Source organism: Paracandidimonas lactea, assembly GCF_021653995.1.
GTDB lineage: Bacteria > Pseudomonadota > Gammaproteobacteria > Burkholderiales > Burkholderiaceae_B > Allopusillimonas > Allopusillimonas lactea.
The window spans coordinates 173,397-194,867 of sequence record NZ_JAJJOZ010000009.1 but is presented as its reverse complement, the minus strand read 5'-3'; the positions used below and the strand labels follow the sequence as shown (position 1 = coordinate 194,867).

Sequence of the window (21,471 nt, the reverse complement as noted above, 5' to 3'; positions counted from 1 at the left end):
CCGTGCGCGGCGAGGCCGAACCTAGAGCTTGCAGCCCGCCTGTTCGGGCGACAGAAAGGACTGGCCGCTGCTGATGATGTCGGCGTAGTCGTCCTTGTCCTTCATGGCGGACTTGGCCTTGGCCTTGAGCAGGTAGTAATTCTTGAGCACCTGGTGGTCCGCGGCGCGGATGGTCTCGGACCCGGTCAGGCCCTCGTACTGCATGCCTTCCATGGCCTTGATGACCTGCGCGGGGTCGGCGCTGTTCGCCTTGGCGATGGCGTCCAGCATGATCCGGGTGCAGGTGTACGAGCCCGCCAGGCTGTAGTTGGGGTTGTAGCCGAGCTTGTCGCCGCACAGCTTGACCAGCGCCGCGTTCGCCGAGCTGTCGATGCCGTGCCAGTACTGGGCGCCGAAATAGACGCCCTCACAGGTGTCGGCGCCCAGGCTCTCGAATTGCTCAAGGCCCGAGGCCCAGGCTACCAGGATGACCATGTTCTTCTTCATGCCGAAGCTGACGGCCTGGCGCAGCGTGTCGGAGTTTTGCGAGCCGAAGTTCAGCAATAGCAGCACGTCGGGCTTGGCCGCCATGGCGTTGGTCAGATGGCCGCTGAATTCTTTTTCCGTTAGCGAGTGGTAGCTGTTGCCGACGTGCTCGAGGCCTTTTTCCTTGAAGATCGCCTTGGCCGCGTTGAGCAGGCCGTCGCCGAATACGTACTGCGGCGTGATGGTGTACCACCGCTTGGCGTTGGGGTGCAGGTCAATCAATGGGCGCACCGTCTGGTTGATGGCGCCGAACGTGGGGACCGACCAGCGGAATGTGGCGCGATTGCAGTCAGTGCCCGTGATTTCGTCAGCGCCGGCGGTGGTGATGAACACGCCGCCCAGACGCTCGATTTCCTTGCCCATGGCCAGCGACTCGGACGACAGAATGCCGCCCGCGAAGAACTTAGTGCCGCGCTGGCGTGCCGCCTCTTGCACCTTGCGCACGGCGGTGGCTGGCTTGCCCTCGGTGTCCAGGGCGGTATAGGAGAGCGGCTTGCCCAAGACTTTACCGTATTCCTCCAGTGCCAGCTTCATGCCGATATCGGCAAACTTGCCGTTGGCGGCGAACGCGCCGGAAATCGGGACTGGACAGCCGAACTGGATGGTGTCGGCCTGGGCCATGGCGGCACGCGCCGAAAGCAAGGATCCGGGGAGGGCGCTCAGCGCTGTCAATTTGAGTAGGTCGCGGCGATTCACGTGATGTCTCCTGGCCGCCGAAGGCGGCGTGTCGATGGATGGGGCCTTGTCGGCGGTGTTCCATCTGTGCCGGGAGCCCTCGGAAGACAATCCTATTTATCATGATAAATAGGATTATTGGTATAATGAATTTCTGAAATTTTCATGTCAAGCCAATTCATCTCAGGTGAAACCCGAAGGCGCCGTTCGCCGCCTGCGCACGGGACGGAAAAGGTTGTGAATAGGCCAAGGAGCAGAATTGTTGAACGTCACACGAGGCAAACGACTGGCCGTGGCGCGCAGCGTGGCGCAGCCCAAGCGCAGCGATCTGGTCGCTGAAGAAATCAAGCGCCTCATGACGGCCAAAAACCTGCTGCCGGGCGATCGCCTGCCACGCGAGACCGAGCTGCAGGAAATGTTCAACGTCAGCAAGAGCACCGTGCGCGAGGCCTTGAAGTCACTGGAGGTTCAGGGCCTGATCCGGGTGACCACCGGGCCCAGCGGCGGCGGCATGGCGGTCGAGGTGCCGCTGGACCGGGCGTTCCAGCTCATGCAGAACTATTTGTTCTTCAAGGAAGTCTCGATCGACGACATCTATCAGGCGCGCAAGCTGCTGGAGCCTGAACTCGCCGCCAGCGCCGTGCCGCACTTGACCGAGGCACAATTCGAAGCGCTGGAGCGCAACATCAAAGAATGCGATCCCCTGAGCGACCCGGATGCCGACCAGCTCTCGCAGCGCCAGGAAGACATGACCTTTCATGACATTCTGGCCGCTGCCAGCCCCAATCCTTTCCTGCGCTTCATGTGCGAAATGATCAACCAGATGCTGCGTCAGCTCACGGTCTACGACAACCAGATGCCGATGCACGAACAGCAGCATTTCGGCGCCAGCAACGTTGACTACCACCGGCGGCTGCTGGCGGCCGCCCGCGCGCGCGATGCCGAGACCGTACGCACCCTCATGCGCGAGCACATGCAGGACGCGCAGGCATCCGTGCAGCGCCTGCACGGTCGGCTGCATGGGCGCCTGATTCTTGACTCGGAAATGTCGCGCCGTGCGGTGGCTTCACGGGCTCGCCGTCTGACGCGCAAGGCGGATCGCGCCTGAGGCGTTCGCTCGCGCCTCGAGCCCCGGCCACTCCACGTGCCGACGAAGGCGCCGTTCATCCATAGGCGCAGAGCCTGTGCGTGAGAGCGCCGGCCCACGACTTACACCGTATCAATGCTTATGCTGATGATGAATATCCGGGTAATGCTCATGCGCGTGGGTGATGGGCGCGTGCCGATGCCAATGCGTGTGCCGCCCAACGGGTGTTGAGCCATCCGCATGCATGTGCTGGTGATGTTCGTCGTGTTCGTGTTCGTGGCTGTGTTCCAGGGCATCGTGAGTATGTGCGTGGTGGTGCTTTTCGGTGAGATGCAGCCACACGCCGATTGCCATCAAGAGGCCTGCTATCAGCAGCCTGGGTGACGCTGGCTCGCCCAGCAGGACGATGGCGAGCAGGGTGCCGGCGAAGGGGGCTATCGAGAAGTAGGCTCCGGTGCGTGCGGTGCCCAGGTGCCGCAAGGCGATGACGAACAGGACGAGGCTTGTTCCGTAACTAAGAAAACCGATGATAGCGCCGAGGGTGATGATGCCCACTGACGGCAATGCAGCGCCGGTGGCCAGGGCGAGCACCAGGTTGGTGGCGCCGGCGGCCAGGCCTTTTACCATTGCGATGAAGGACGCATCGGCAACAGACACTTTGCGGGTCAGGTTGTTGTCGATGGCCCAACACAGGCAGGCGCCCAGGACGGCAAGGGCTGGCCATAGGCCTGTCAGCCCTGCTTGCTGTGCGGGCCAGCTCAGCACGATGGCGCCCGCAACGATGGCAAGCATCCCCAGGGCGATGCGGCCGTCGACGTTCTCTTTGAACACAAACCAGGCAAGCACCGCCGTGAAGACGCCTTCGGCGTTCAGGAGCAATGAGGCATCGGATGCGGCCATCGCCGACAGGCCGCTCATCAGCAGCAGTGGCCCCAGCATGCCGCCAGCAATGACGGCAGCGGCAAGCCAGCCTGTTTCGCGGCGTTCAAGCCGCACTGCAGGCGCGGCGCGGAGCAGCCGGTAGACCCATAACCCCAGGCCGGAACCCAAGTACACAATGCCCGCCATCAACCAAGGGCTTGCATGGGCCAGCAACATCTTTACAGCCGGCGTACCCGCGCCAAAGAGCACGGCGGCGCTGAGAGCCGCTGCGACGCCACGGTTTGTGAGTGCGTTCATGGGGGTGATCACGTGAGTAGGGTTTTGCTGCCAATGTACATCGCGTGAAGGCGCCAGATGCGCTCGACATCTGGCGCTGGGTGCACGACGATGTCGACAGTGCCCTTTTTATTTTCGCGATCAAGGGTGACGTGGCCATCGCTGCGATCGAAGCGGCTGCGGTTGGTTGACGTACCTGCGTGCAGCACTTCGAAGTGTACAAAGGCGTCAGCGCCCCTGTCGCTCCAGTAAATACGCCATCACGGCGTCGCGGTCGCCGCGAAAGACGATGCGTTCGCCCTTGCTGTCGCGTTGATATGCGTACATGGGGTCGTAGTAGTCGTTCAGCAGGTGGTGTATCCATTGCGTGTGCAGTGCCACGTCGCCTGTGCGCAGTTGCACAACCAAGGCTTCGTCCATCAGCGCGGCGAGTTCGGCATAGCGCTGCGCGCCCAGGCGGCGGGTAATGTTGGCCAGGCTTTGGCGCAGTTGGGCGGCAAAGGCTGCCAGGCCGGCATCGGGGCCGTGCAGGGCGGTGAATTCGGCTGCCAGGTCAATGACGTAGTCTTTGAGAATGCGCTGCACGCGGTTGTCCAGGCTGTCTTCCAGCCAGACGATGCTATGTTGCTGCATGGCCAGCCGTAGTGGCTCGGGCAGGCAGCAGCTGCCCACCATGCGGCCCTCTTCTTCGAGGATGAACTGCCGCATGCCTCGGGCGCGCTTCTTGATCAGGTCGATGGCGATGCGGTTCTCGAAGTCGATCTGCGCCGGTTGCGGGGTGGCATGCTTGCCGAAGCTGGAGCCGCGGTGATGCGCATGGCCTTCGAGGTCTATGGCGTGCGGCAGCTGTACCAGCAGTTCTGTTTTGCCGGTGCCCGTCAGGCCGCCCAGCAGGGTAAGGTCGCATTCGGCTACGGCACGATCTAGCTCGTTGATCAGGTAATTGCGCATGGCCTTGTAGCCGCCGGCCACGCGGGGGTAGGTGATGCCAGCTTCGTTCAGCCACTGTTGGGTGATGCGCGAGCGCAGCCCGCCGCGAAAGCAGTACAGATAACCGTGTGGATGCTGGCGCGCGAAGTTTGCCCAGGCCTGGATGCGGGCTTCGCGCAGTGGGCCTGACACGAGCTGGTACCCGAGTTCGATGGCGGCTTCTTGGCCTTGCCGTTTGTAGCGGATGCCCACGGCTTGCCGCTCTTCGTCGTTCATGAGCGGCATGTTGGTGGCGCAAGGGAATGCGCCTTTTATGAACTCGACCGGTGCACGGACATCAAGCAGCGGGATGTCGTTGACAAACAGCGCTTGGTAGTCGCGAGTCTCTTCGTACGTGTCCGCGCGGGTGTCTTGAATCATCATTGAATAATTACGCCATGCTCGCCGCGCGCTTCGAAGTGGCCGATGGGCGCCAGGGCAAGGCCTTCGGCGGCGGCGACATCAAGAAACTCGTCCACGCCGTCGGCTGCTACGGCAACCAGCAGGCCGCCGCTGGTCTGCGGGTCGCACAACAGATGGCGCTGCGCTTCGGGCAGCGGCGCGACGCCCTGGCCGTAGCTGTCGAAGTTGCGCAGTGTGCCACCCGGGATACAGCCTTCGGCCAGGTAGTGGGCGACGCTGTCGATGCGCGGCACGGCGTCGTAGTGGATGCGGGCGCTCAGGCCGCTGCCGTTGGCCATTTCGAGCAGGTGGCCCAGCAGGCCGAAGCCGGTGACGTCTGTCATGGCTTTGACTTGCGGCAGCAGACCGAAGCGCGCGCCGGCGGTATTGGGGGTGCACATCCAGTCGCGAGCAACGTTGACGTCTTGCGGGCGCAGCTTTCCTTTTTTTTCAGCGGTGGTAAGGATGCCCACGCCAAGTGGCTTGGTGAGGAACAGTGCACAGCCTTCGGTTGCTGTGTCGTTGCGCTTCATGTGGGCCTTGTCGACCGTGCCGGTGACGGCCAGCCCGAAGATGGGCTCAGGTGCATCGATGGAGTGGCCGCCGGCGAGCACGATACCCGCCGCGTCGCAGGCGGCGCGGCCGCCGCGCACGACTTCACGTGCGACGTCGGGCGGGAGCACGTTGACGGGCCAGCCCAGGATTGAGATAGCCATGATGGGGCGCCCGCCCATGGCGTAGATGTCGCTGATGGCGTTGGTGGCGGCGATGCGGCCGAAGTCGAACGGGTCGTCGACGATGGGCATGAAGAAATCTGTGGTGGACACAATGCCGCGCTGCGCGTCGATGCCATAGACAGCCGCGTCGTCGCGCGAGGTATTGCCGACCCAGAGATTGGCGTCCGACGTCTGTGAGCCGCTTCCGGCCAGGATGACGTCGAGCACCTTGGGTGAGATCTTGCAGCCGCAACCCGCCCCGTGGCTGTACTGAGTAAGGCGGATGGGTTCGGTCATGGCGGTGGGCTCCGACGAAAAACTGGGAAATGTTGGCTATAGATTGTATCCCTCCGGCAGCGCTGGCTCGTGCGGGCCGGCGCACTGAGGCGGCATCCGTTATCCGTTCGGCCTTGACCTATCCCCGGCGTGTTCTCCTGCGGCTTTCGTTATCCGTCCATCGTCCGCTGTCCTGTGCCCTATGGTTGTGCAGCCTGCATTCAGCCCTCAAGGCTTCTTCTCGTCAACTTAGTTCACCCGCACATCGATGCGCCGGGAGCGCTCTTGCATGAGCTTGGGGATACGCAGGCGCAACACCCCCGCCACGAACGATGCCTGGACTTTGTCGGCATCGAGTTCGCGCGAGAGCGTGAACATGCGTTGGTAGCGCGGGCTGGTGATCTCTGCGTGGATCGCGGTGAGTCCCGCGGGCAGATCCAGGGAAATGGATCCCTCAATGGTGAGGGTGTTTTCCTTGATGTTGACCGAGACTTGATCCTTGGGCACACCCGGCATGTCGGCCCACAGCGTCAGGCCGTCGTCATCTTCGTATACGTCTACCGCGGGCGCCATGGGGTCGGTCGTGGGCGGCGAGGCGGACAGTTCGGCAGCGCGGTCTTCATCGCTGGGGTAGTCGGCTGAAAGCGTGACCATGGCGTCCTCCTTACTGGATGTCGAGACGGCGGCTGCGGGCGGTTTCGCGCCGCTGCAGACGGATGTACAGGATGCCGTCCCGGTAGTTGGCCTGGATATTGTCGTCGTCCACGTCGTCCGGCAGGATGATGGCGCGGCGGAAATGGCCGGAAAATCGTTCGTCGATATGCAGCGTTTGGTGCGGTGCTTCGGCGGGGCGCTCCACGCTGCGTTCGCCGTGTATCGTGAGTACGCCTTTATCAACCTCTGCGACGATGCTCTCGGGGGCCATGCCGGGGAGAAACAGGTACACCAGCACAGCCTCGGGTGTGTGGCCCATGTTCATGGCCGGGAAACCGCCCCATGCCGAGCCGCGGATAGCGGGCGCGATGCCCAGGGCCTGTTGCATGTCGCGCTGGAAACGGTCCAGCTCTGCAAAAATATTGCGCGGAAAGGTAGAACGGTAGGCCATGGCGCCTCCTTTGTGTGAAGCGTGGCGTCTCGGTGTGGCGCCACAATATGGTGTGGCTGGGTGATACTGCTTCGTGGTGTAGCCGCACAGCGCTGCGAATGATTGCTGCGCATCAAGCCATGCCAGCAATTTTTATGCCGCGATCCAGGTCATGATAAAGCCATGGCCAAACCACACCAAACCAAGAACTGGCCGTGAGGGTATGCGTCAACGTGTGCCGCTGTCGGGCTGTTTAGGGGTGCGAAGGTGCGGCCAGGCGGCATGGAATTCCGCGGCATCGGGCACTTGTATGCCAAAGCGTGTTTCCAGCACACGCAGCGCTTGCGAGGGGTCGCGGATGACCTCGCGCTGTACGGTGCCGTCGGGGTGCACCAGTGTCAGGCGGTCGTTCAGCAGCGACAGGCGGCCGTTGGACCCCGCCAACGCCGCGTACAGTGCATGACGGAAGTGCGACAAAGGGTGCATGCAAAGGTAGTAGCTCATCGCTTCGTAGTCGATCGGCAGTTGCCGCGCCAGATCAAATGCGTAGAGCCTCCGCCATTCCTGCTGCACAAAAGCCTCGAGCAGAAAGTCTTCGTCGTCGCGCGGCAGCACACGGAATGCGCCGTGGGGCGTTTCCTGGCGGGCAGTATCGCGCAGCAGGATGGGGCCGGTGAGCGTATTGCCGCCAAAGCCCGTGTCGACGATGTAGTCCTTGCCGTCCACAGGCACCAGCAGCAGCATGTGAGAGCGCGGTGTGACCGCGTGTTTGGGTTGGTTCCACAGCACCCGGGCGGCCAGGCGCCGCGGCGCGAAGCCAAGGCGTTCGAGGACATGTGCGAACAGCAGATTGTGCTCATAGCAGTAGCCGCCGCGGCTGCCGGCCACCAGCTTTGCCTCGATGGATGCCAGATCGAGCCGTACCACGCGCCCGAGCAGCGGATCCAGGTTTTCAAAGGGAATGGTTTCGGCATGAAGGGCGTGCAGCGTGCGCAGCGTGGCAAGCGAGGGTGCAGGCGTGCCGGTATAGCCGATGCGCCTGAAATAGGCGTCCACGTCTACATCGTGCGGGGGTAGGGCGTGCATGGCGATGCTCCGGTAAATCGCTGCCATGTGGCCTGCGTGCGGCGGGTGTTCAAGCCCGCGTCAGCTGCGCGTGCCGGAAGCAGTCAGTGGTGTGATCCATGATGGCGCCGAAGGATTGCAGATACGATTGGCAGATCGTCGGGCCCACAAAGGTAAACCCGGTCTTCTTGAGCGTGCGGCTCATGGCCTGGGCTTCGGGCGTGATCAGCGGGATGTCCTCGTGGCGGGTGTAGTGATGCACCAGTGGACGGCCGCCGGTGAAGGACCACATCAGGCTGACCGGATCATCCTGGCGTAGCCAGGCTTGAGCATTCTGCCGGGCGGCGTTCAGCTTGAGGCGATTGCGGATGATGCCGGGATCCTGCATCAGGGTATTGTGGATGTAATCGTCGTCCATGGCTGCGATGGCGTGGGGGTCGAAGCCGAACAGTACCTCGCGGTAACGCGGCCGTTTACGCAGCACGGTAATCCACGACAGACCAGCCTGGAAACCTTCGAGCAGCAGCATCTCGAACAGATAGCCTGGGTCGCGTGAGGGCGTGCCCCATTCTTGATCGTGGTAGGCGATATAAGACGGATCGTCGGAACACCATTTGCAGCGTTTCATGCAGGGGTCTCCATCTGCGTCAGAGGGGAAAGCGGGCAGCAGCGTGCGCAGAAGCCAGGGGCGCGCCTGCAAGGCGAAGCTGTCGATGCGCGTATGCGCGGGCGGGTATCAGGCTGTGCCGGATGCGTCGCTCGTATGGCTGGGCCTGGGCTGCGTAAGCCGAATGCCCGTGCGACAGCAAGCGCCTTGCGCTACTTGCCGCGCCCGCTTTTGCGGCCCCCTCCGGCGCGGGCGGCGTTGCGGGCGGCTTCGACGCTGTTGGCGAGCTGCTCCATCCATGATAACGCGTCGAGGTGTGCAAGAAAGTGTTGCAGATACCCCGGCGATAGTTCGCGCATCAACACTATGGCGCGATGCACGACGCTGCTGGAGTTGAGCGGGCCGGCGTTCTCGGGGGCGTTGGCCAGCGCTTGCCGCAGCTGACGGCGCCCGTTCAGGCGCGTCCACGTGGCGCGGAAGTACTCCATGTCGTGTACTTCTGGGTAGGCGGCGCGCATGGCTGCCAGGATGCCGTCCGGCGGTGCCGCGTTGGCTTTGAGCCGGGCGATGTCGGCCACCAGCTCGGCCAGTGGCGCTGACGCCGTGGGCGCATCCCGCTCTTCCGCTGTCGGGCGCTCATCCGACGGTTGCGATGTGGCGTGCGCCGCCGACGGCTGCAATGCGGGACGCTGTGCCTGCGTTTCGGACACCGGATGCCTATTCATGGCTTTGCGTCGTCCCGGCCGACGACTGCGGAATGGGCGCGATTTCAACGCGGCGGTTCTTTGCACGGCCCGCTTCATCCGCGTTCGAGGCTACCGGCTGCTCGGCGCCGAATGCGGCGGCGAACACGCGTGACGGCGCAATGCCTTCCTCGATTAATACGCGCGTCACCGTCAGCGCGCGCTGGGCGGACAAGTCCCAGTTGTCGCTAAAGCGGCGGTTTTGCTCGTGCACGCGCTGGTCGTCGGTGAAACCGCTCACCATCAGAATCTCATTGTGCATGCGCAGGTATTCGGACAGCGGCCCCACCAGGCCTTTCAGCACCTCGCGGCCTTCGGGTTGAAGTTGGTCTGAGTTGAGTGCAAAGAGCACGCTGCCGCTGATACCGATGCGGCCGTTGATCAATGTGACGCGCCCCTCGGCCAGCGGCCGGGCAAGCGCCTGCTCGAGGCTTACGCGCCGCTGGGTTTCTTCTTGGCGGTGCTCGATTTCTTTTTCCAGGCGGGTGGAAAGTTCGAGCTGGATGCCGATCACGCCTACAAGCACCAGTACGAAGGCGCCCAGCAGCACCGACATCAGGTCGCCGAAGACGGCCCACACCGGCACAGCCGGTTCCACCCCGGTATCGAGGTCGTCTTTCATGCGGCGCCTGTGCCGGTGGTGGCGCGTTGCTCGGATAGCGCCTGCAGTTCTTCCAGAATCTGCTTCTGCGACAGCACGCTCAGGTCGACGACCTCGCGGGCTTGGGCGACGTAATAGGCCAGTTGTTCGTCGCTGCGTGCCAAAGACTTGTCGAGTGCGGCTTCAAGGCGCTGCAAGTGGGCTTCGAGGGATGCGCTGGATGCGCCGAAGGCTTGCACCGCTGTGCTGAACGCCTGAGCCAGGGCCGCGACGTCGGCGGCGCCGCCAGCCACATGCTCGCCCACGCCAGCCAACCTACCGGTTTCGGCACTGACCGTGTCCGCCAGCCGGCGGGTTTCCGTGCCGATGCTGTACGTGAGCCGTTGCGCCTCGACATCTATAGTGTCTGTAAGCTTGCGGGCTTCGGTGCCGACGGTATCGCTAAGCCTGCGTGCCTCAGTGTCAACTGTATCGGCCAGTTTGCGGGCCTCCGTGCTGACGGTATCCGTGAGCCGCGCGGCCTCGCTTTCGACCTTGTCAGTGAACTGTCGGCCCACGCGTTCGAGCATGTCGGCCGAGGTGCTGACCAGCGCGTCCACGGCGGCGCGCTGCTCGGAGGAGGCGTGGTTGACGGCATCGAGTAGTGTGCCCACGGTTTCGAGCAGACGGCTGCGTTCCTCCAGCATGGCGTTGTCGCGTGCGAGGCTGTCGGAGAGCTTCTGGCGGACTTCGGTGATGACGTCGGCGGCGGCTCGTGGGGCTTCGGATGCGGCCTGCACCAGTTGGCCGATCTCGGCGATGGTGCCGCGCGCCTGCGCCTGCGTTTCGCTGGTGATCTCGCGGGCCGCCTGCGCCAGGGTGTCGCAGATTTCGCGTTGATGGGCGGCGGTTTCTTGGCCGGCCCGGGCCCATTCTTGTCGAAGGCCGGCCGCAATGGTGTCGAGGCTGGCGGACCATGCAGCCAGCCGCTGTGTTTCCTGCTCGGTCAGGCTGGACCGCAGCGCATCGTGCGAAGCGTCGACGGCCTGTATGAGCGACGCCGAGTGCTGTCCAAGCGCGTCGACGGTGGCCGTGAGGGCCTGCCGGCTATCGTTGGCGAGTTTGGCGCTGGCTGATTCCTGACGCGCTAGGGCGTCGGCCCAACTGCGGGAAAGATTGCCGCTGATTTCATCCAGACGGCCCGCAATGCCTTCAAGCAGGTCGCTGGACTGCTGGCGTGTGTTCGCTGCAAAGCCCCCGAGCGAGGTACGCAGTTCTTCGGCCAGTGTTGCGCTGGTTTGCTGGTGCGAGACCAGCGCCGTTTGCCATGCTTGCGACACGTCGCCGGCGACGCCATCCAGGCGGGCCGCAACGCCTTCGATCAGGCTGGAAGACTGGCTGCCCGTATGGGCGATAAACGCATCGAGCGAGGCGCGCAGGCCGTCGGCCAGCGATTTGCTGGCGTGGCGGTGTTCAGCGACGGCGGTAGCCCACGTGCCCGCCATGGCGGTGGTGGTCTTGTCCAGTTGCTCCGATACCCCATTCAATTGTTGCCGCATCGATTGGGCAATGTTGTCGTGCAGGGTGGCAGTCTCGGCGGCCAACCCGGCCATGGTGGCTTGCGCGATGGGTTCGATGGCAGTGCCTGCGGCGCGTGCGCCTTCGGCAATCCCGTCTTTGAGGGACTGCTCCACCGATGCCGCCAGGCGGGTATAGGCGGCTTCCGTCTTGGCGTGGAAACTTGCCTGGCCGGCGGCCAACTGCTGGTTCAAGGCTTCGTTGTGCCGCTGCATGGCCGTCATCATGGCTTCGAGCTTGTCGATGACGGATGGCATGGCTTCTGCCTGGCGCTGCAGCAATTTGTAGCTTTCTTCGCGGTGGTGCGCGTGAGAATGCGTGCGCAGCGTGGTGGCAATATGCGTGTCCAGTGCCTGCGCGGCGCCGAGGCGCTCGCGGCGCAGCAGCGCGGAAAGCAGGCCCAGCATTGCCGAGGTAGCGACGCCCGCGACAGAGGTGCCGAAGGCAAAGCCCAACCCCTTTACGGGCGTGGCCAGTGAATCGCGAATGGCTTGCAGGTCGGTGGCGCTTTCGAGTGCCAGGCCCGTGCCGCGTAGTGTGGCCACCATGCCCAGGAAGGTGCCCAGCATGCCCAGTAGAACCAGCAGCCCGACAAGATAAGGGGTAAGGGACGGCCCGGGCAGGCCGACACGTGCGCCATCTATGCGCAGCCGCACGGCATTGCGCAGGCTGGGGTGCAGCGAAGACAGCCAGCCCTCGAGATTGCCAGGTGGGGCGGATAAGCCTGCGACTGCGCGGCTCAGGCCCGACGTGGCCTGGCTGTAGCGGTACAGCTCTGCCGTGCCGGCCAGATAGGCCGCGATGATCATCGCGATGACGGCCAGGGCCAGCGGGTTGGTGCCGATGTAGCCGGCGCCTATCCAGCCTGCGACCGCCAGGCCCGCGATGAAGATAATGAAATAGAGAATTCGGTTCATAGGTTAGGTTAACAAGCGCGGCAGGCTGCCAGCAGCCCTTCGAGCGGTTGTAAGCGGATGCCGAGCTCAGCACGCAACACGCTTTGCATGTCGTGGCGAAAGGTATCCAGCCACGCCCCGGTGTTTGCGGGGGCGAGCTGCCCGTTGGCCTGAGCCTCGGCCAGTGCGTCTTCCTCGGCCTGCCGCAGGCGTTTGAAATGCCGCTCGAGCAGCGCCGGGATGCCTGCCAGCAGGCCGTATTCTTTGACCATCAATGCCTGTTCCATGGCTGCATCGATAACGGCCAGGCGCGCCATTTCTGGTGAACGGGCCGCCAGGCGGGCACGCAGCCTGCCCCGCAGCGCCGTAATGCCGGCCTCCATCGAGCGTTGCAGTGATACGTACTCGCCGCGAAACACCCCGTAATCGGCACTGGAGGGCGCCTTGGCCTTGACTTGGCCGGGTGGCGGCCGCCGATGCGCCGGTGTGCGGGCCGTTTGTGGCGCGGCGATGCCCAGGATGGCTTTTTCGAAGCCTGCACGCAGGCGGGCGAACTCGTCGGTGCTGTCGTCGGCTGCGGCCTGTATGCCCCCGCGCGGCACCGGTGGCGCGCTGTTGAGCACGCCAGACAGGGCGATAGCGTCGCCCCAGCCCAGCCACTGACTGAGCTGGTCTGAAAGCGATTGCCTGGACTCCCGGACATCTGTGTCTGTCAGGCGGGCCAGCAGCCGAACCAGCGTCGGGCCGCTGAAGCCTGTGCGCCGTGGTGGTTCTTGCACCATACTAACAGCATTAAAAACCGTTGATTTTACACATTGGGGGCGCTGGGCTGGCGGCCCCATGGAGACGTGGCGTGGATACAGCGCTTGCGCAGGCGGCAGATGCATTGGCAGCGGGGGACCCGCTGGGCGCACTTAATTGTGTTGCCTTGCGCGATGACGCGCCGGCGCTGGCCTTGCGCGGCATTGCGCTGGCCCAGTTGGGCGATTATGGCACTGCAAAGAAACTGGTCAAGGGCGCCGCGCGGGCTTTTGGCGGGCGCGATATGGTGGCGCGCGCCCGATGTGTAGTGGCCGAAGCCGAGATCGCCCTGGCCGCGCGCGAGTTGAAGTGGCCTGTCCATACGTTGGATACTGCGCGCAAGGTGCTGGAGGCGCATGGCGACGTTGCCAATGCGGCATATGCGCGGTACCTGCAGGCACAGCGGGCTTTGCTGGTCGGGCGGCTGGACGATGCGGGCGACGCGCTGGCGCATATCGATGCACATGCATGCTCGCCAGCGTTGCAGGCGCTGCATGCGCTGGTTATGGCCGGCATTGCCATGCGGCGGCTGCGCGAGGAAGCGGCCCGGGCGGCGCTGTCTCGCGCACGGGATGCGGCCCAGCGCGCCGGTATATCGGCGTTGCAGGCCGACGTGGCGCGTGCCGCAGCCTTACTGGAGCAGCCGGTGGCGCGGCTGGTGGATCAAGGCAGCGAGCACGTGTTGCGGCTGGGCGACGTAGCGCGGCTGTTTGTGTCGGACGCGCTGATTGTCGATGCATGCCGTTATGTCTTGCGTCAATCGGAAATCGTGGTGCCGCTGGCGGGGCGGCGGGTGCTGTTTGCGTTGGTGCGCGCCCTGGGCGATGCCTGGCCGGCGGACGTGGCGCGCGATGCGCTGATTGCGCTGGCATTTCGCACCCGCCATCCCGATGAGACGCATCGGGCGCGGCTGCGGGTGGAGATCGGGCGGCTGCGCAAGGCGATTGCGCCATTGGCGGGCATCAGGGCAACACCGCAAGGCTTTGTATTGGCGCCGCGAGGCGAAGGCCATGTTGTGGTGCTGGCGCGCCCTGTGGAAGATAAGCACGCGGCAGTGCTGGCCTTGCTGGCCGAGGGCGAGGCGTGGTCGACCTCGGCACTGGCAATGGCGCTGGGTACGAGCCAGCGCAGTGTGCAGCGCGCTGTTGATGAGCTGGCGCGGGCGGGGACGATCGAGCCCTTTGGGCACGGACGCGCGCGTCGCTGGGTGATGCCGCTGCTGCCTGGTTTCGCGACAACCTTGTTACTCCCCGCGCCGCTGCCAGACGCTTAGCATGGGAACCGTCAATCACTCTACTACGAGGAGCACATCATGAAACAGTCACTAGCCACCATCACCCGCGAGTTTGGGCCCTTTGGCCCCACAGGCCATGTGCACGGTGTTACGTTTGACGGCAAGCATGTCTGGATCGCAACCGGTGATGCTATTGAGGCGGTGGACCCGGCCACCGGCGCGGTGGTCAGGCGGATCGCCGTGCTGGCCGACGCGGGCACCGCGTTTGATGGGCGGTATCTGTATCAGATTGGCGAGGGGCGTATCCAGAAGATAGACCCTGAGACCGGCAAGGTGTTGAGCGCTATTGCTTCGCCGGAGGGCAAGGAGAATTCGGGGCTTGCGTGGGCTGAAGGGTCGTTGTGGGTTGCCAATTATGAAGGCCGCAAGATCCACCAGATCGATCCGGAAACCGGTAAGGTTTTGCGCACCATCACGTCCAACCGCTATGTTACCGGCGTTACGTGGGTGGATGGCGAGTTATGGCACGGCACCTGGGAGGGTGGCAGCGGCGAGCTCAGGCATATCGATGCGGGCACGGGCGATGTGCTCGAGCAACTGGATATGCCGGAGGGCGTCGGTGTAGCAGGGCTGGAGTATGACGGCGCGGGCCTGTTCTACTGCGGCGGCGGCAACAGCGGCAAGCTGCGCGTGGTGCGCCGGCCGGTGGACACCCTGGCGGCGCGCAAGGCGGCTGACGCTGTGCATCAGTAAGCAGCCTGCGCTGCGCGCAGGCGCGCGGCATAGTGCGCCTGCATGCTTTCCATGACTCAGCGCCACATGTAGGCCCGATACTTGCTGTTCGCTCCGGCGTTGGCCATTGCGGGGTGCTTCCCGCAGGCCGCAATAAGGAGAACAGTATGTCATCACGTCAACTTTCCACGCCGCGTAAAGTGGCCACTGCCCTGGCGTTCGCTGTCGCAGGTATGGTGTTTTCAGGGTGCACGACTACTGCGCCTGACAGTGCGCAAAGCACCTCCGAAAGGCGTGCCGCGGTGGACTCCAGGGTGGATGCGACCCTACAGCGTCTATATGAGGTGGCGCCGGCCGCGCGCGCGGAAGTGGCGAACGCCAAGGGCGTGCTCATCTTTCCGAAGGTATTAAGCGCGGGCTTCATCGTGGGCGGTGAGCACGGCGATGGCGTGCTGCGCGTGGGAGGACGTAACGAAGGCTATTACAGCACCACCAGCGGCTCTTTCGGCTTGCAGGCGGGGGCACAGTCCAAGGCGATCGTCATGCTGTTCAAGACACAGGAAGCACTGGATCATTTCCGCAAGAGCAATGGCTGGAAGGTGGGAGCCGATGCCACAGTGGCCGTCGCCAACATCGGTGCCAACGGTGTCATTGATTCCAATACCTTGCGACAGCCTGTGGTCGCTTTTGTGATGACCAATGCCGGCTTGATGGCTGGGGTATCGCTCGAAGGCACGAAAATCAGCAAGCTATAGAGCAGCGCCTGCCGCAGGTGGCGCCGTCGATCATGCGGCGGGGGTTGGGCGGGTGTGTGCTGGGACGTCGCGCGGCACACTGTCAGCGCGGCGCCGCCTGCGGATGTATCCACAACAGGCAGGCCAGCGCCAGCAATGCCAGGCCGCTGGACAGCCAGAGTGCGCTCACGCTCCAGTGTTCCAGGCTCAGGCCGAACACCCAGGGGGCGGCGGCCTGCGCAATGCGTGATGGCACCGTAAGCATGCCTTGGCGCGCCCCGTACCCTTTCGGGCCGAACAGCACGAGGGGGAGAGTGCCGATGGCGATGGTCAGGATGCCATTGCCGGCGCCATGAAAAATCACGAATGCGGCGGCGGCTGGGCTGCCGATCAGCAGGAGCAGTGCTGCGCCTACAGGATGGGCCGTCGCCGCCAGGCGTGCCGAGAGCAAGGGGTGGAAGCGCTGCAGAAAGCTGAATTCGAGTATTCGCGCGCCGACCTGAGCGGGCCCGATGAGCGCGCCAATTGCCACCGCGGTGGCAAGGGTTGCACCGCTGGCTATAAGCAATTGCGGCAGATGTGCAGCCATGGCCGTGCTGTTGAACCAAGCGGCCGCAAAGATGATGGACAGCAGCACGGAGATCAGGCGTGGTGACTGGGCTGGTGGCAAACCGGAAGTGAATGCAGCGGTGGCGGTGCGAATGGGTGCCTCGGCAGATGTAGGGGCGAACGCGGTAGTGGAGCCTGTAGCGGGAGTGTGGCCGCTTTGCGTCATGCAGGTGGTGGTTGGCGCGGGTGTGTTCGCTGTGTGGGGTGCACAGGCGGCAGTGGCCGACGATGCGGGCCCGGATTCGGGCGGTGTCGGGGTGGCCGACGGCAGCAGGCTGTTCAGCGGCAGACCAAGCACCAGATGCAGGCCGGCCCAGCCCAGGCAGGCGCCTTGCCAACTGATATGCAGGCCCATATACGTGCTGAGCGGCCAGCCAACGGTGCTGGCAAAGCCGCCGATCAATGTAATGCCCGAGATCGCCGCGCGGCTGTTGTCGCCGTACAGACGCACGAGTGTGGAAAAGGCGGCTTCGTAGAGGCCGCTGCCCATGCCGACGCCGATGAGTGCCCAGGCGGTGAACAGCCCCGCCACGCTGGTAACCTGGCTGAGTATGGCCAGGCCCATGGCGAAGATAACGTTGCTGGCAATCAGGACGGGTCGTCCGCCCCAACGATCGACGGCGCGCCCGGCCAGCGGGCCGGTGAGGGCCGAGATCAGAAGCGCGAAAGAGAACGAGGCGAATATGGTGGGCACGCCGACGCCCAGATCCCGCGCCATGGGCGCGGCCAGGATGGCAGGAAGATAGTAGGTTGACGCCCATGCCAGCATCTGTGTGATGCCCAGGGCGCCTACCACGGCGCCACGATGGTTCAGGCGCATAGGCGGATCGTGCGCGCGCGGCGCCGTGCGTGCTGGCTGTGGCTACCCAAGGCCCCCTCCCCGAGGCTGCATGTGCAAGCCGACACAATAACCCGAGCACGGCGGGCGGAAAAGCCCGACGTTGTGATTGGCGGATTAACCCGCGCGGCGGCTTTCGGCGAGGCCGCCGTCGCTGGCTGCTGCGGTATTGGCCCCTAAGGGTTGGCAGGCCGCTTCGGCCACGACCTCGCCAAGGATGATGACGGCGGGGCTGGCAAGATCGTGCGCTCGCTGGGTAGCGGCAAGTTGCGCCAGCGTGGTGATGGCATGGCGCTGCTCAGGTCGCGACACATGCTGCACGATGGCCACGGGCAGTGAGGCGGGGAAGCCTGCAATCAGCAGTTCTTGGGTAAGAGCTTCCGGCTTGCTCATGCCCATGTAGCACACGATCGTCATGCCGCTATCGGCCAGCGCACGCCAGTTGGGCCGCGAACCATCGGTTGTATGCGCGGTTACGAAGGTGACCCCTCGGGCGCGCTGGCGGTGGGTGAGCGGCAGGCCTAGCGCACTGCTGGCGGCCAGGCCGGCGGTGATGCCGCTGATGCTGTAGGCGGCGATGCCGCGCGTGTGCAGCCAACCGAGCTCTTCGCCGCCACGCCCGAAAATGAAAGGGTCGCCGCCTTTTACACGGGCAACATTGTGGCCCTGGCGGGCATAGCGCGCCATCAGGCGCAGGATGAATGATTGCGACGTGGACGGACAGCCGCCGCGCTTGCCCACAAGCAGGATGCGGGTGCCCGGCGTGGCATAAGTCAGCACGCCATCGCCGACAAGATCATCCACCAGCCAGACACTGCAGTGCCGTAGCACGCGCAAGGCCTTTAGCGTCAGCAGTTCGGGGTCGCCGGGGCCTGCACCGACGAGCCAGACCTGGCCGAGGGGGCGCGAAGAAGGGGGGGCGACAGTGTGGGCAATCATGATATGTGCTCCGTGGAGTTGGGGGCTGCATGAGTGCGGGCATATTGCCCGGCCAACTGTCGCACTTGCGGCAGGCAGGTGCCGCAGCTTGCGCCACAGTTGAGCTTGGTTTTGAGCCCGTTCAAGTCCAGGCCTTGTTCCAAGCCCTGGACAATGGCTTGATCGGTGACGCTGGCGCAACTGCAAATGATGCGGGCGCGCGCAACGAGCACACTGCGGCCCGACAGCAGCTGGCCGGGCGGGGCGGAGGGCGTGCCCGTCTGTGTCCAGTCCAGCAGCGCCGGCGCGGCGCGCACGTCGCCAGTAAGCAGCCAGGCGCGCAGGGCGCCGGTGCTGATCTGTGCATCTGCCTGACGGGGCGGCGACGGAAGGGCGATGTGTGATGCAGCGGGCGTCGCGCCAGGCATTGCAGTCAATGCGCCAGTCGTTGTTCCCGCAGGTGTTCGCGTAGAGGCTGCGCCAGCCGCCGCAACGGTAGAGAGCGCTGGGATGTCGCGCAGGAGGCGCCGCACGATGCCGCGTGCGGGATCGTCGAAGGCGAGATCCGCAGCGTCCAGGCCGAGATCGTGGATCAGATGATCGAGTGTTTTGCGATCCGGCGCGGCGGCGCTCGCCAGCCGCAGCCGCACACCTTCTCCGCCCAGCGCGCTGGGCACCAGTACGGCATAGGGAAAGCGCCGCAGCCAAGGCATCAGTCGCGTTCGCAGCGTGACGGCGCAGCCCTTGATCCATGCCTGTGCGTGCCAGGTCATTTCCACCGGCGCTACATTGGCCGCGCTATGTTTCAGCTCTGGCTGGCGCGAGGCCGGGTCGCGCGCGCTGCAGGCCAGCGCGTTGACGCCGGTGCCAGCAATAAAGCCGCTTCCCCAATGCATATGCAAAAAGGCATGACCGGGTTGCAGCCCTTCATCGACCGCGACAGGCAGAATCACTTGCCCGCGCCGCGTCCTGACGCGTGCCAGGCCGCCTTCCTGCAGGCGGTAGCGTCGCAGGTCGTTGGCGTTCAGGTACACGCAAGGCTCCTCGACATGGCGCATCAGTGCCGGCACCAGTCCGGTGCGGGTAAGGGTGTGCCATTGGTCGCGCATGCGGCCTGTGGTCAGGTGCAGTGGGTAATGGGGCGATATGTTTTCGGCGACGGGTACATAGCCCGTGTCGTAGAAGTGTGCGCGGCCATCGTCAGTGGGGAAGTTGCCATCAGCATACAGGCGCGCAGATGCCTGCGTGCCGACGCCCGCATACGGCCATTGCTGCGGCCCGTCTCTTTCCAGTATTGCGTGCGTCAGGGCGCTGTAGTCCAGATCGCGTCCCGCTGTGCAACGGGCGTGTTCCGCGAAAACTGCCGCCTCATTGGCATAGTTGAACAGTTCGGTCTTGTGCGGTGCGATATGTCCGGCCAGCCTGCGCGCCACGGCGCAGACTATTTCCCAGTCGGGGCGTGCGTTTCCAGGTGGGTTGATGGCGGCGCGCACGCGGCTGATGCGGCGTTCAGAATTGGTGACGGTGCCGCTCTTCTCTGGCCAGGTGGCGGCGGGCAGCACCAGGTCCGCAAAGGCCAGTGTTTCGGTGTTGGCGTAGGCTTCTTGCACAATGACGAGTTCGGCTTTCTCCAGCGCGGCATGCACGCGGCCTGTGTCGGGCAGGGACTGGGCGGGGTTGGTGGCGGCGATCCACAGCACTTTGATGTCTCCCGCAAGTACGGCGTCGAACATGTCGATAGCGGTTTTGCCAGGTTGTTCGGGCAGGCGGTCCACGCCCCACAACCGCGCCACCTCTTCGCGGTGGGCGGCATCGCCAGGCTTGCGGTGGCCAGGCAGCAGCGTAGCCATGCCTCCTGCTTCGCGTCCGCCCATAGCATTGGGTTGGCCGGTCAGCGAGAAAGGGCCGGTGCCGGGGCGGCCGATGTGCCCGGTGGCCAGATGCAGGTGGATGAGTGCTGCGTTCTTGGCTGTGCCGCTGCAGGACTGGTTCAGGCCCATGGTATAGAGCGATAGTGCGGCCTTTGCCTCGCCGAACCAGCGCGCCGCCTGAACGATGTCGCTGGCCGCCACGCCGCATACGTCCTGCGCCGCGCTGGGTGTGAACTCGCGGATACGCTGCTTTAGAGCCGCGAAGCCGCGCGTGTGGTGCGCAATATAGCTGCGGTCGATCAGGTCTTCCCACACCAGCACGTTGAGCATGGCGTGAAACAGGGCAACGTCAGTGCCGGGCTGTATGGCCAAGTGCAGATCGGCGATGCTGGCAGTATCGGTGCGGCGTGGGTCAACCACGATTATTTTCATGTCCGGCCGCCGTGTCTTTGCCGCTTCCAGGCGCCGGAACAACACAGGGTGCGCGTACGCCATGTTTGACCCAGCGATCAGTACGGCGTTCGCGTGCTCCAGGTCTTCGTAGCAGGCGGGTGGTGCGTCCGCGCCTAATGTGAGGCTGTAGCCGCTTACCGCGCTGGACATGCACAGCCGCGAGTTGGAGTCGATGTTGTTCGTGCCGATCAGCGCGCGCGCCAGCTTGTTGAAAACGGTGTAGTCTTCGGTCAGCAACTGGCCGGACAGATAAAAGCCGATTGCATCGGGCCCATGCATGGCAATGGTTTCGGCGAGCTTTGCAGCCGCGATGTCATAGGCATCGCTCAGCGCAATCTCGCGCCGGGGCTGCGACCGGTCGGCCCGCCATTGCGCGGCCAGGATACGCCCTTGATCATGGCGCACCGTTGCCGTCAGGTTTAATCCCTTGCCGCACAACTGGCCGAGGCTGGAGGGATGGCTTTCGTCGCCTTCCACAGCCAGCACGCGCTCGCCGCGGCTGTGGATGCGCACGCCGCAACCTGTGCCGCAATAGCAGCAGATGGATGAGGTCACGCGGACGGCCGTTTCCATGGCTACGCCACACCCTTCAATGCGAGCAGCACACGGCCGTGCTCCACACGCACAGGGAACGTGTCCGCGCAGCCTTCGTCGGGCGCGCAGGCGTGGCCATTGTTCAGATCAATATTCCAGCCGTGCAGCGGGCAGGTTACGGCGTAGCCGTGCACCAGGCCGTCCGATAGCGGGCCGCCCTTGTGCGGGCAGCGGTCGAGCAGGGCAAAGACGCGGTCATCGGATGCGCGGAATAGCGCCACGGGGTGTCCGCTGGCGCGGTGTACGACGCGCGAGCCAGCCTGCGGGATGTCTTCCAAGCCGCAGACCTCGGTCCAATCCAGCATAGTAGTGTCCATTATGACTCC

Annotated in this window: 21 protein-coding genes; 5 read left to right on the top strand and 16 right to left on the bottom strand. The window is 64.4% G+C overall.

The features are described 5' to 3' along the window. Positions 1-21: 21 nt before the first annotated feature. Positions 22-1,221: an ABC transporter substrate-binding protein gene (locus LOL23_RS16005; protein WP_160977455.1), complete on the bottom strand. Its 1,200-nt coding sequence runs from the start codon at positions 1,219-1,221 to the stop codon at positions 22-24. Between the two features lie 241 nt (positions 1,222-1,462). Between LOL23_RS16005 and LOL23_RS16000 the strand changes: the two genes are divergently transcribed. Continuing rightward, the gene (locus tag LOL23_RS16000) at positions 1,463-2,308 is read left to right on the top strand and encodes a FadR/GntR family transcriptional regulator (RefSeq protein ID WP_237173877.1); all 846 of its coding nucleotides are present in this window, start codon (positions 1,463-1,465) and stop codon (positions 2,306-2,308) included. A 111-nt stretch (positions 2,309-2,419) separates the two neighbouring features. On the opposite strand, the gene LOL23_RS15995 is transcribed toward LOL23_RS16000, so the two are convergent. After that, entirely contained in the window at positions 2,420-3,466 is a 1,047-nt protein-coding gene (locus tag LOL23_RS15995) for a DMT family transporter (protein ID WP_160977453.1), read from the bottom strand. 44 nt (positions 3,467-3,510) lie between these two features. Here LOL23_RS15995 and LOL23_RS19000 point away from each other — a divergent pair, with 44 nt between their 5' ends. Further along, positions 3,511-3,636, top strand: coding sequence for a hypothetical protein (locus tag LOL23_RS19000; RefSeq protein WP_255457183.1), 126 nt, complete (start codon positions 3,511-3,513; stop codon positions 3,634-3,636). Positions 3,637-3,673: 37 nt separating this feature from the next. On the opposite strand, the gene mnmH is transcribed toward LOL23_RS19000, so the two are convergent. From mnmH to LOL23_RS15945, 10 genes are all read right to left on the bottom strand, one after another. Beyond that, positions 3,674-4,798, bottom strand: a complete 1,125-nt coding sequence (mnmH, locus tag LOL23_RS15990; RefSeq protein WP_237173876.1) for a tRNA 2-selenouridine(34) synthase MnmH — start codon at positions 4,796-4,798, stop codon at positions 3,674-3,676. Next, complete coding sequence (gene selD / locus LOL23_RS15985) at positions 4,795-5,829, bottom strand: selenide, water dikinase SelD (RefSeq protein WP_160977451.1); 1,035 nt, start codon at positions 5,827-5,829, stop codon at positions 4,795-4,797. Before selD ends, mnmH begins: the two co-directional genes overlap by 4 nt. Before the next feature lie 228 nt (positions 5,830-6,057). Beyond that, the gene (locus tag LOL23_RS15980) at positions 6,058-6,462 is read right to left on the bottom strand and encodes an Hsp20/alpha crystallin family protein (RefSeq protein ID WP_237173875.1); all 405 of its coding nucleotides are present in this window, start codon (positions 6,460-6,462) and stop codon (positions 6,058-6,060) included. Positions 6,463-6,472: 10 nt separating this feature from the next. Beyond that, the gene (locus LOL23_RS15975; protein ID WP_160977449.1) at positions 6,473-6,913 is read right to left on the bottom strand and encodes an Hsp20/alpha crystallin family protein; all 441 of its coding nucleotides are present in this window, start codon (positions 6,911-6,913) and stop codon (positions 6,473-6,475) included. A gap of 207 nt (positions 6,914-7,120) precedes the next feature. Continuing rightward, a complete protein-coding gene (locus tag LOL23_RS15970) occupies positions 7,121-7,978 on the bottom strand; it encodes an arylamine N-acetyltransferase family protein (protein WP_237173874.1) in 858 nt (285 codons plus the stop codon). 49 nt (positions 7,979-8,027) lie between these two features. Continuing rightward, the gene (locus LOL23_RS15965; protein ID WP_160977445.1) at positions 8,028-8,585 is read right to left on the bottom strand and encodes a DNA-3-methyladenine glycosylase I; all 558 of its coding nucleotides are present in this window, start codon (positions 8,583-8,585) and stop codon (positions 8,028-8,030) included. Positions 8,586-8,776: 191 nt separating this feature from the next. Continuing rightward, a complete protein-coding gene (locus LOL23_RS15960) occupies positions 8,777-9,289 on the bottom strand; it encodes a DUF2894 domain-containing protein (protein ID WP_237173873.1) in 513 nt (170 codons plus the stop codon). Beyond that, positions 9,282-9,929: an OmpA family protein gene (locus tag LOL23_RS15955; protein WP_160977441.1), complete on the bottom strand. Its 648-nt coding sequence runs from the start codon at positions 9,927-9,929 to the stop codon at positions 9,282-9,284. The genes LOL23_RS15960 and LOL23_RS15955 overlap by 8 nt, the downstream gene beginning before the upstream one ends. Next, complete coding sequence (locus LOL23_RS15950) at positions 9,926-12,382, bottom strand: DUF802 domain-containing protein (protein WP_160977439.1); 2,457 nt, start codon at positions 12,380-12,382, stop codon at positions 9,926-9,928. The genes LOL23_RS15955 and LOL23_RS15950 overlap by 4 nt, the downstream gene beginning before the upstream one ends. 8 nt (positions 12,383-12,390) lie before the next feature. Then, positions 12,391-13,140, bottom strand: coding sequence for a DUF3348 domain-containing protein (locus tag LOL23_RS15945; protein ID WP_439652103.1), 750 nt, complete (start codon positions 13,138-13,140; stop codon positions 12,391-12,393). A gap of 74 nt (positions 13,141-13,214) precedes the next feature. Here LOL23_RS15945 and LOL23_RS15940 point away from each other — a divergent pair, with 74 nt between their 5' ends. The 3 genes from LOL23_RS15940 (at position 13,215) to LOL23_RS15930 (ending at position 15,883) form a co-directional block, all read left to right on the top strand. Then, on the top strand, positions 13,215-14,435 hold the full coding sequence (locus tag LOL23_RS15940) for a helix-turn-helix domain-containing protein (protein WP_237173872.1): 1,221 nt from the start codon (positions 13,215-13,217) through the stop codon (positions 14,433-14,435). 39 nt (positions 14,436-14,474) lie between these two features. After that, complete coding sequence (locus LOL23_RS15935) at positions 14,475-15,149, top strand: Vgb family protein (RefSeq protein ID WP_160977433.1); 675 nt, start codon at positions 14,475-14,477, stop codon at positions 15,147-15,149. Between the two features lie 146 nt (positions 15,150-15,295). Then, complete coding sequence (locus tag LOL23_RS15930) at positions 15,296-15,883, top strand: BPSL1445 family SYLF domain-containing lipoprotein (protein WP_160977431.1); 588 nt, start codon at positions 15,296-15,298, stop codon at positions 15,881-15,883. 82 nt (positions 15,884-15,965) lie between these two features. Here LOL23_RS15930 and LOL23_RS15925 read toward each other — a convergent pair whose 3' ends face one another. From LOL23_RS15925 to nirD, 4 genes are all read right to left on the bottom strand, one after another. Continuing rightward, positions 15,966-17,291 (bottom strand): MFS transporter, encoded by a 1,326-nt coding sequence (locus LOL23_RS15925; RefSeq protein WP_160977429.1) that lies wholly within the window; start codon positions 17,289-17,291, stop codon positions 15,966-15,968. A 135-nt stretch (positions 17,292-17,426) separates the two neighbouring features. Further along, positions 17,427-18,248 carry a uroporphyrinogen-III C-methyltransferase gene (gene cobA, locus LOL23_RS15920; protein ID WP_160977427.1) on the bottom strand — a complete coding sequence of 274 codons (822 nt, stop codon included), beginning with the start codon at positions 18,246-18,248 and terminating at the stop codon, positions 17,427-17,429. After that, entirely contained in the window at positions 18,245-21,124 is a 2,880-nt protein-coding gene (locus LOL23_RS15915; protein WP_160977425.1) for a nitrate reductase, read from the bottom strand. The genes cobA and LOL23_RS15915 overlap by 4 nt, the downstream gene beginning before the upstream one ends. Before the next feature lie 2 nt (positions 21,125-21,126). After that, complete coding sequence (gene nirD / locus LOL23_RS15910; RefSeq protein ID WP_202411621.1) at positions 21,127-21,462, bottom strand: nitrite reductase small subunit NirD; 336 nt, start codon at positions 21,460-21,462, stop codon at positions 21,127-21,129. Between the last annotated feature and the right edge of the window lie 9 nt (positions 21,463-21,471).

What these genes read in the sequence shown, in the direction of transcription:
- LOL23_RS15955 (WP_160977441.1), bottom strand. Translation starts at nt 9,929, where the DNA reads ATGAAAGACGACCTCGATACCGGGGTGGAACCGGCTGTGCCGGTGTGG.
- LOL23_RS15925 (WP_160977429.1), bottom strand. Translation starts at nt 17,291, where the DNA reads ATGCGCCTGAACCATCGTGGCGCCGTGGTAGGCGCCCTGGGCATCACA.
- LOL23_RS15965 (WP_160977445.1), bottom strand. Translation starts at nt 8,585, where the DNA reads ATGAAACGCTGCAAATGGTGTTCCGACGATCCGTCTTATATCGCCTAC.
- LOL23_RS15960 (WP_237173873.1), bottom strand. Translation starts at nt 9,289, where the DNA reads ATGAATAGGCATCCGGTGTCCGAAACGCAGGCACAGCGTCCCGCATTG.
- LOL23_RS15970 (WP_237173874.1), bottom strand. Translation starts at nt 7,978, where the DNA reads ATGCACGCCCTACCCCCGCACGATGTAGACGTGGACGCCTATTTCAGG.
- LOL23_RS15930 (WP_160977431.1), top strand. Translation starts at nt 15,296, where the DNA reads ATGTCATCACGTCAACTTTCCACGCCGCGTAAAGTGGCCACTGCCCTG.
- mnmH (WP_237173876.1), bottom strand. Translation starts at nt 4,798, where the DNA reads ATGATGATTCAAGACACCCGCGCGGACACGTACGAAGAGACTCGCGAC.
- LOL23_RS15975 (WP_160977449.1), bottom strand. Translation starts at nt 6,913, where the DNA reads ATGGCCTACCGTTCTACCTTTCCGCGCAATATTTTTGCAGAGCTGGAC.
- selD (WP_160977451.1), bottom strand. Translation starts at nt 5,829, where the DNA reads ATGACCGAACCCATCCGCCTTACTCAGTACAGCCACGGGGCGGGTTGC.
- nirD (WP_202411621.1), bottom strand. Translation starts at nt 21,462, where the DNA reads ATGGACACTACTATGCTGGATTGGACCGAGGTCTGCGGCTTGGAAGAC.
- cobA (WP_160977427.1), bottom strand. Translation starts at nt 18,248, where the DNA reads ATGATTGCCCACACTGTCGCCCCCCCTTCTTCGCGCCCCCTCGGCCAG.
- LOL23_RS15935 (WP_160977433.1), top strand. Translation starts at nt 14,475, where the DNA reads ATGAAACAGTCACTAGCCACCATCACCCGCGAGTTTGGGCCCTTTGGC.
- LOL23_RS15915 (WP_160977425.1), bottom strand. Translation starts at nt 21,124, where the DNA reads ATGGAAACGGCCGTCCGCGTGACCTCATCCATCTGCTGCTATTGCGGC.
- LOL23_RS15950 (WP_160977439.1), bottom strand. Translation starts at nt 12,382, where the DNA reads ATGAACCGAATTCTCTATTTCATTATCTTCATCGCGGGCCTGGCGGTC.
- LOL23_RS15995 (WP_160977453.1), bottom strand. Translation starts at nt 3,466, where the DNA reads ATGAACGCACTCACAAACCGTGGCGTCGCAGCGGCTCTCAGCGCCGCC.
- LOL23_RS15980 (WP_237173875.1), bottom strand. Translation starts at nt 6,462, where the DNA reads ATGGTCACGCTTTCAGCCGACTACCCCAGCGATGAAGACCGCGCTGCC.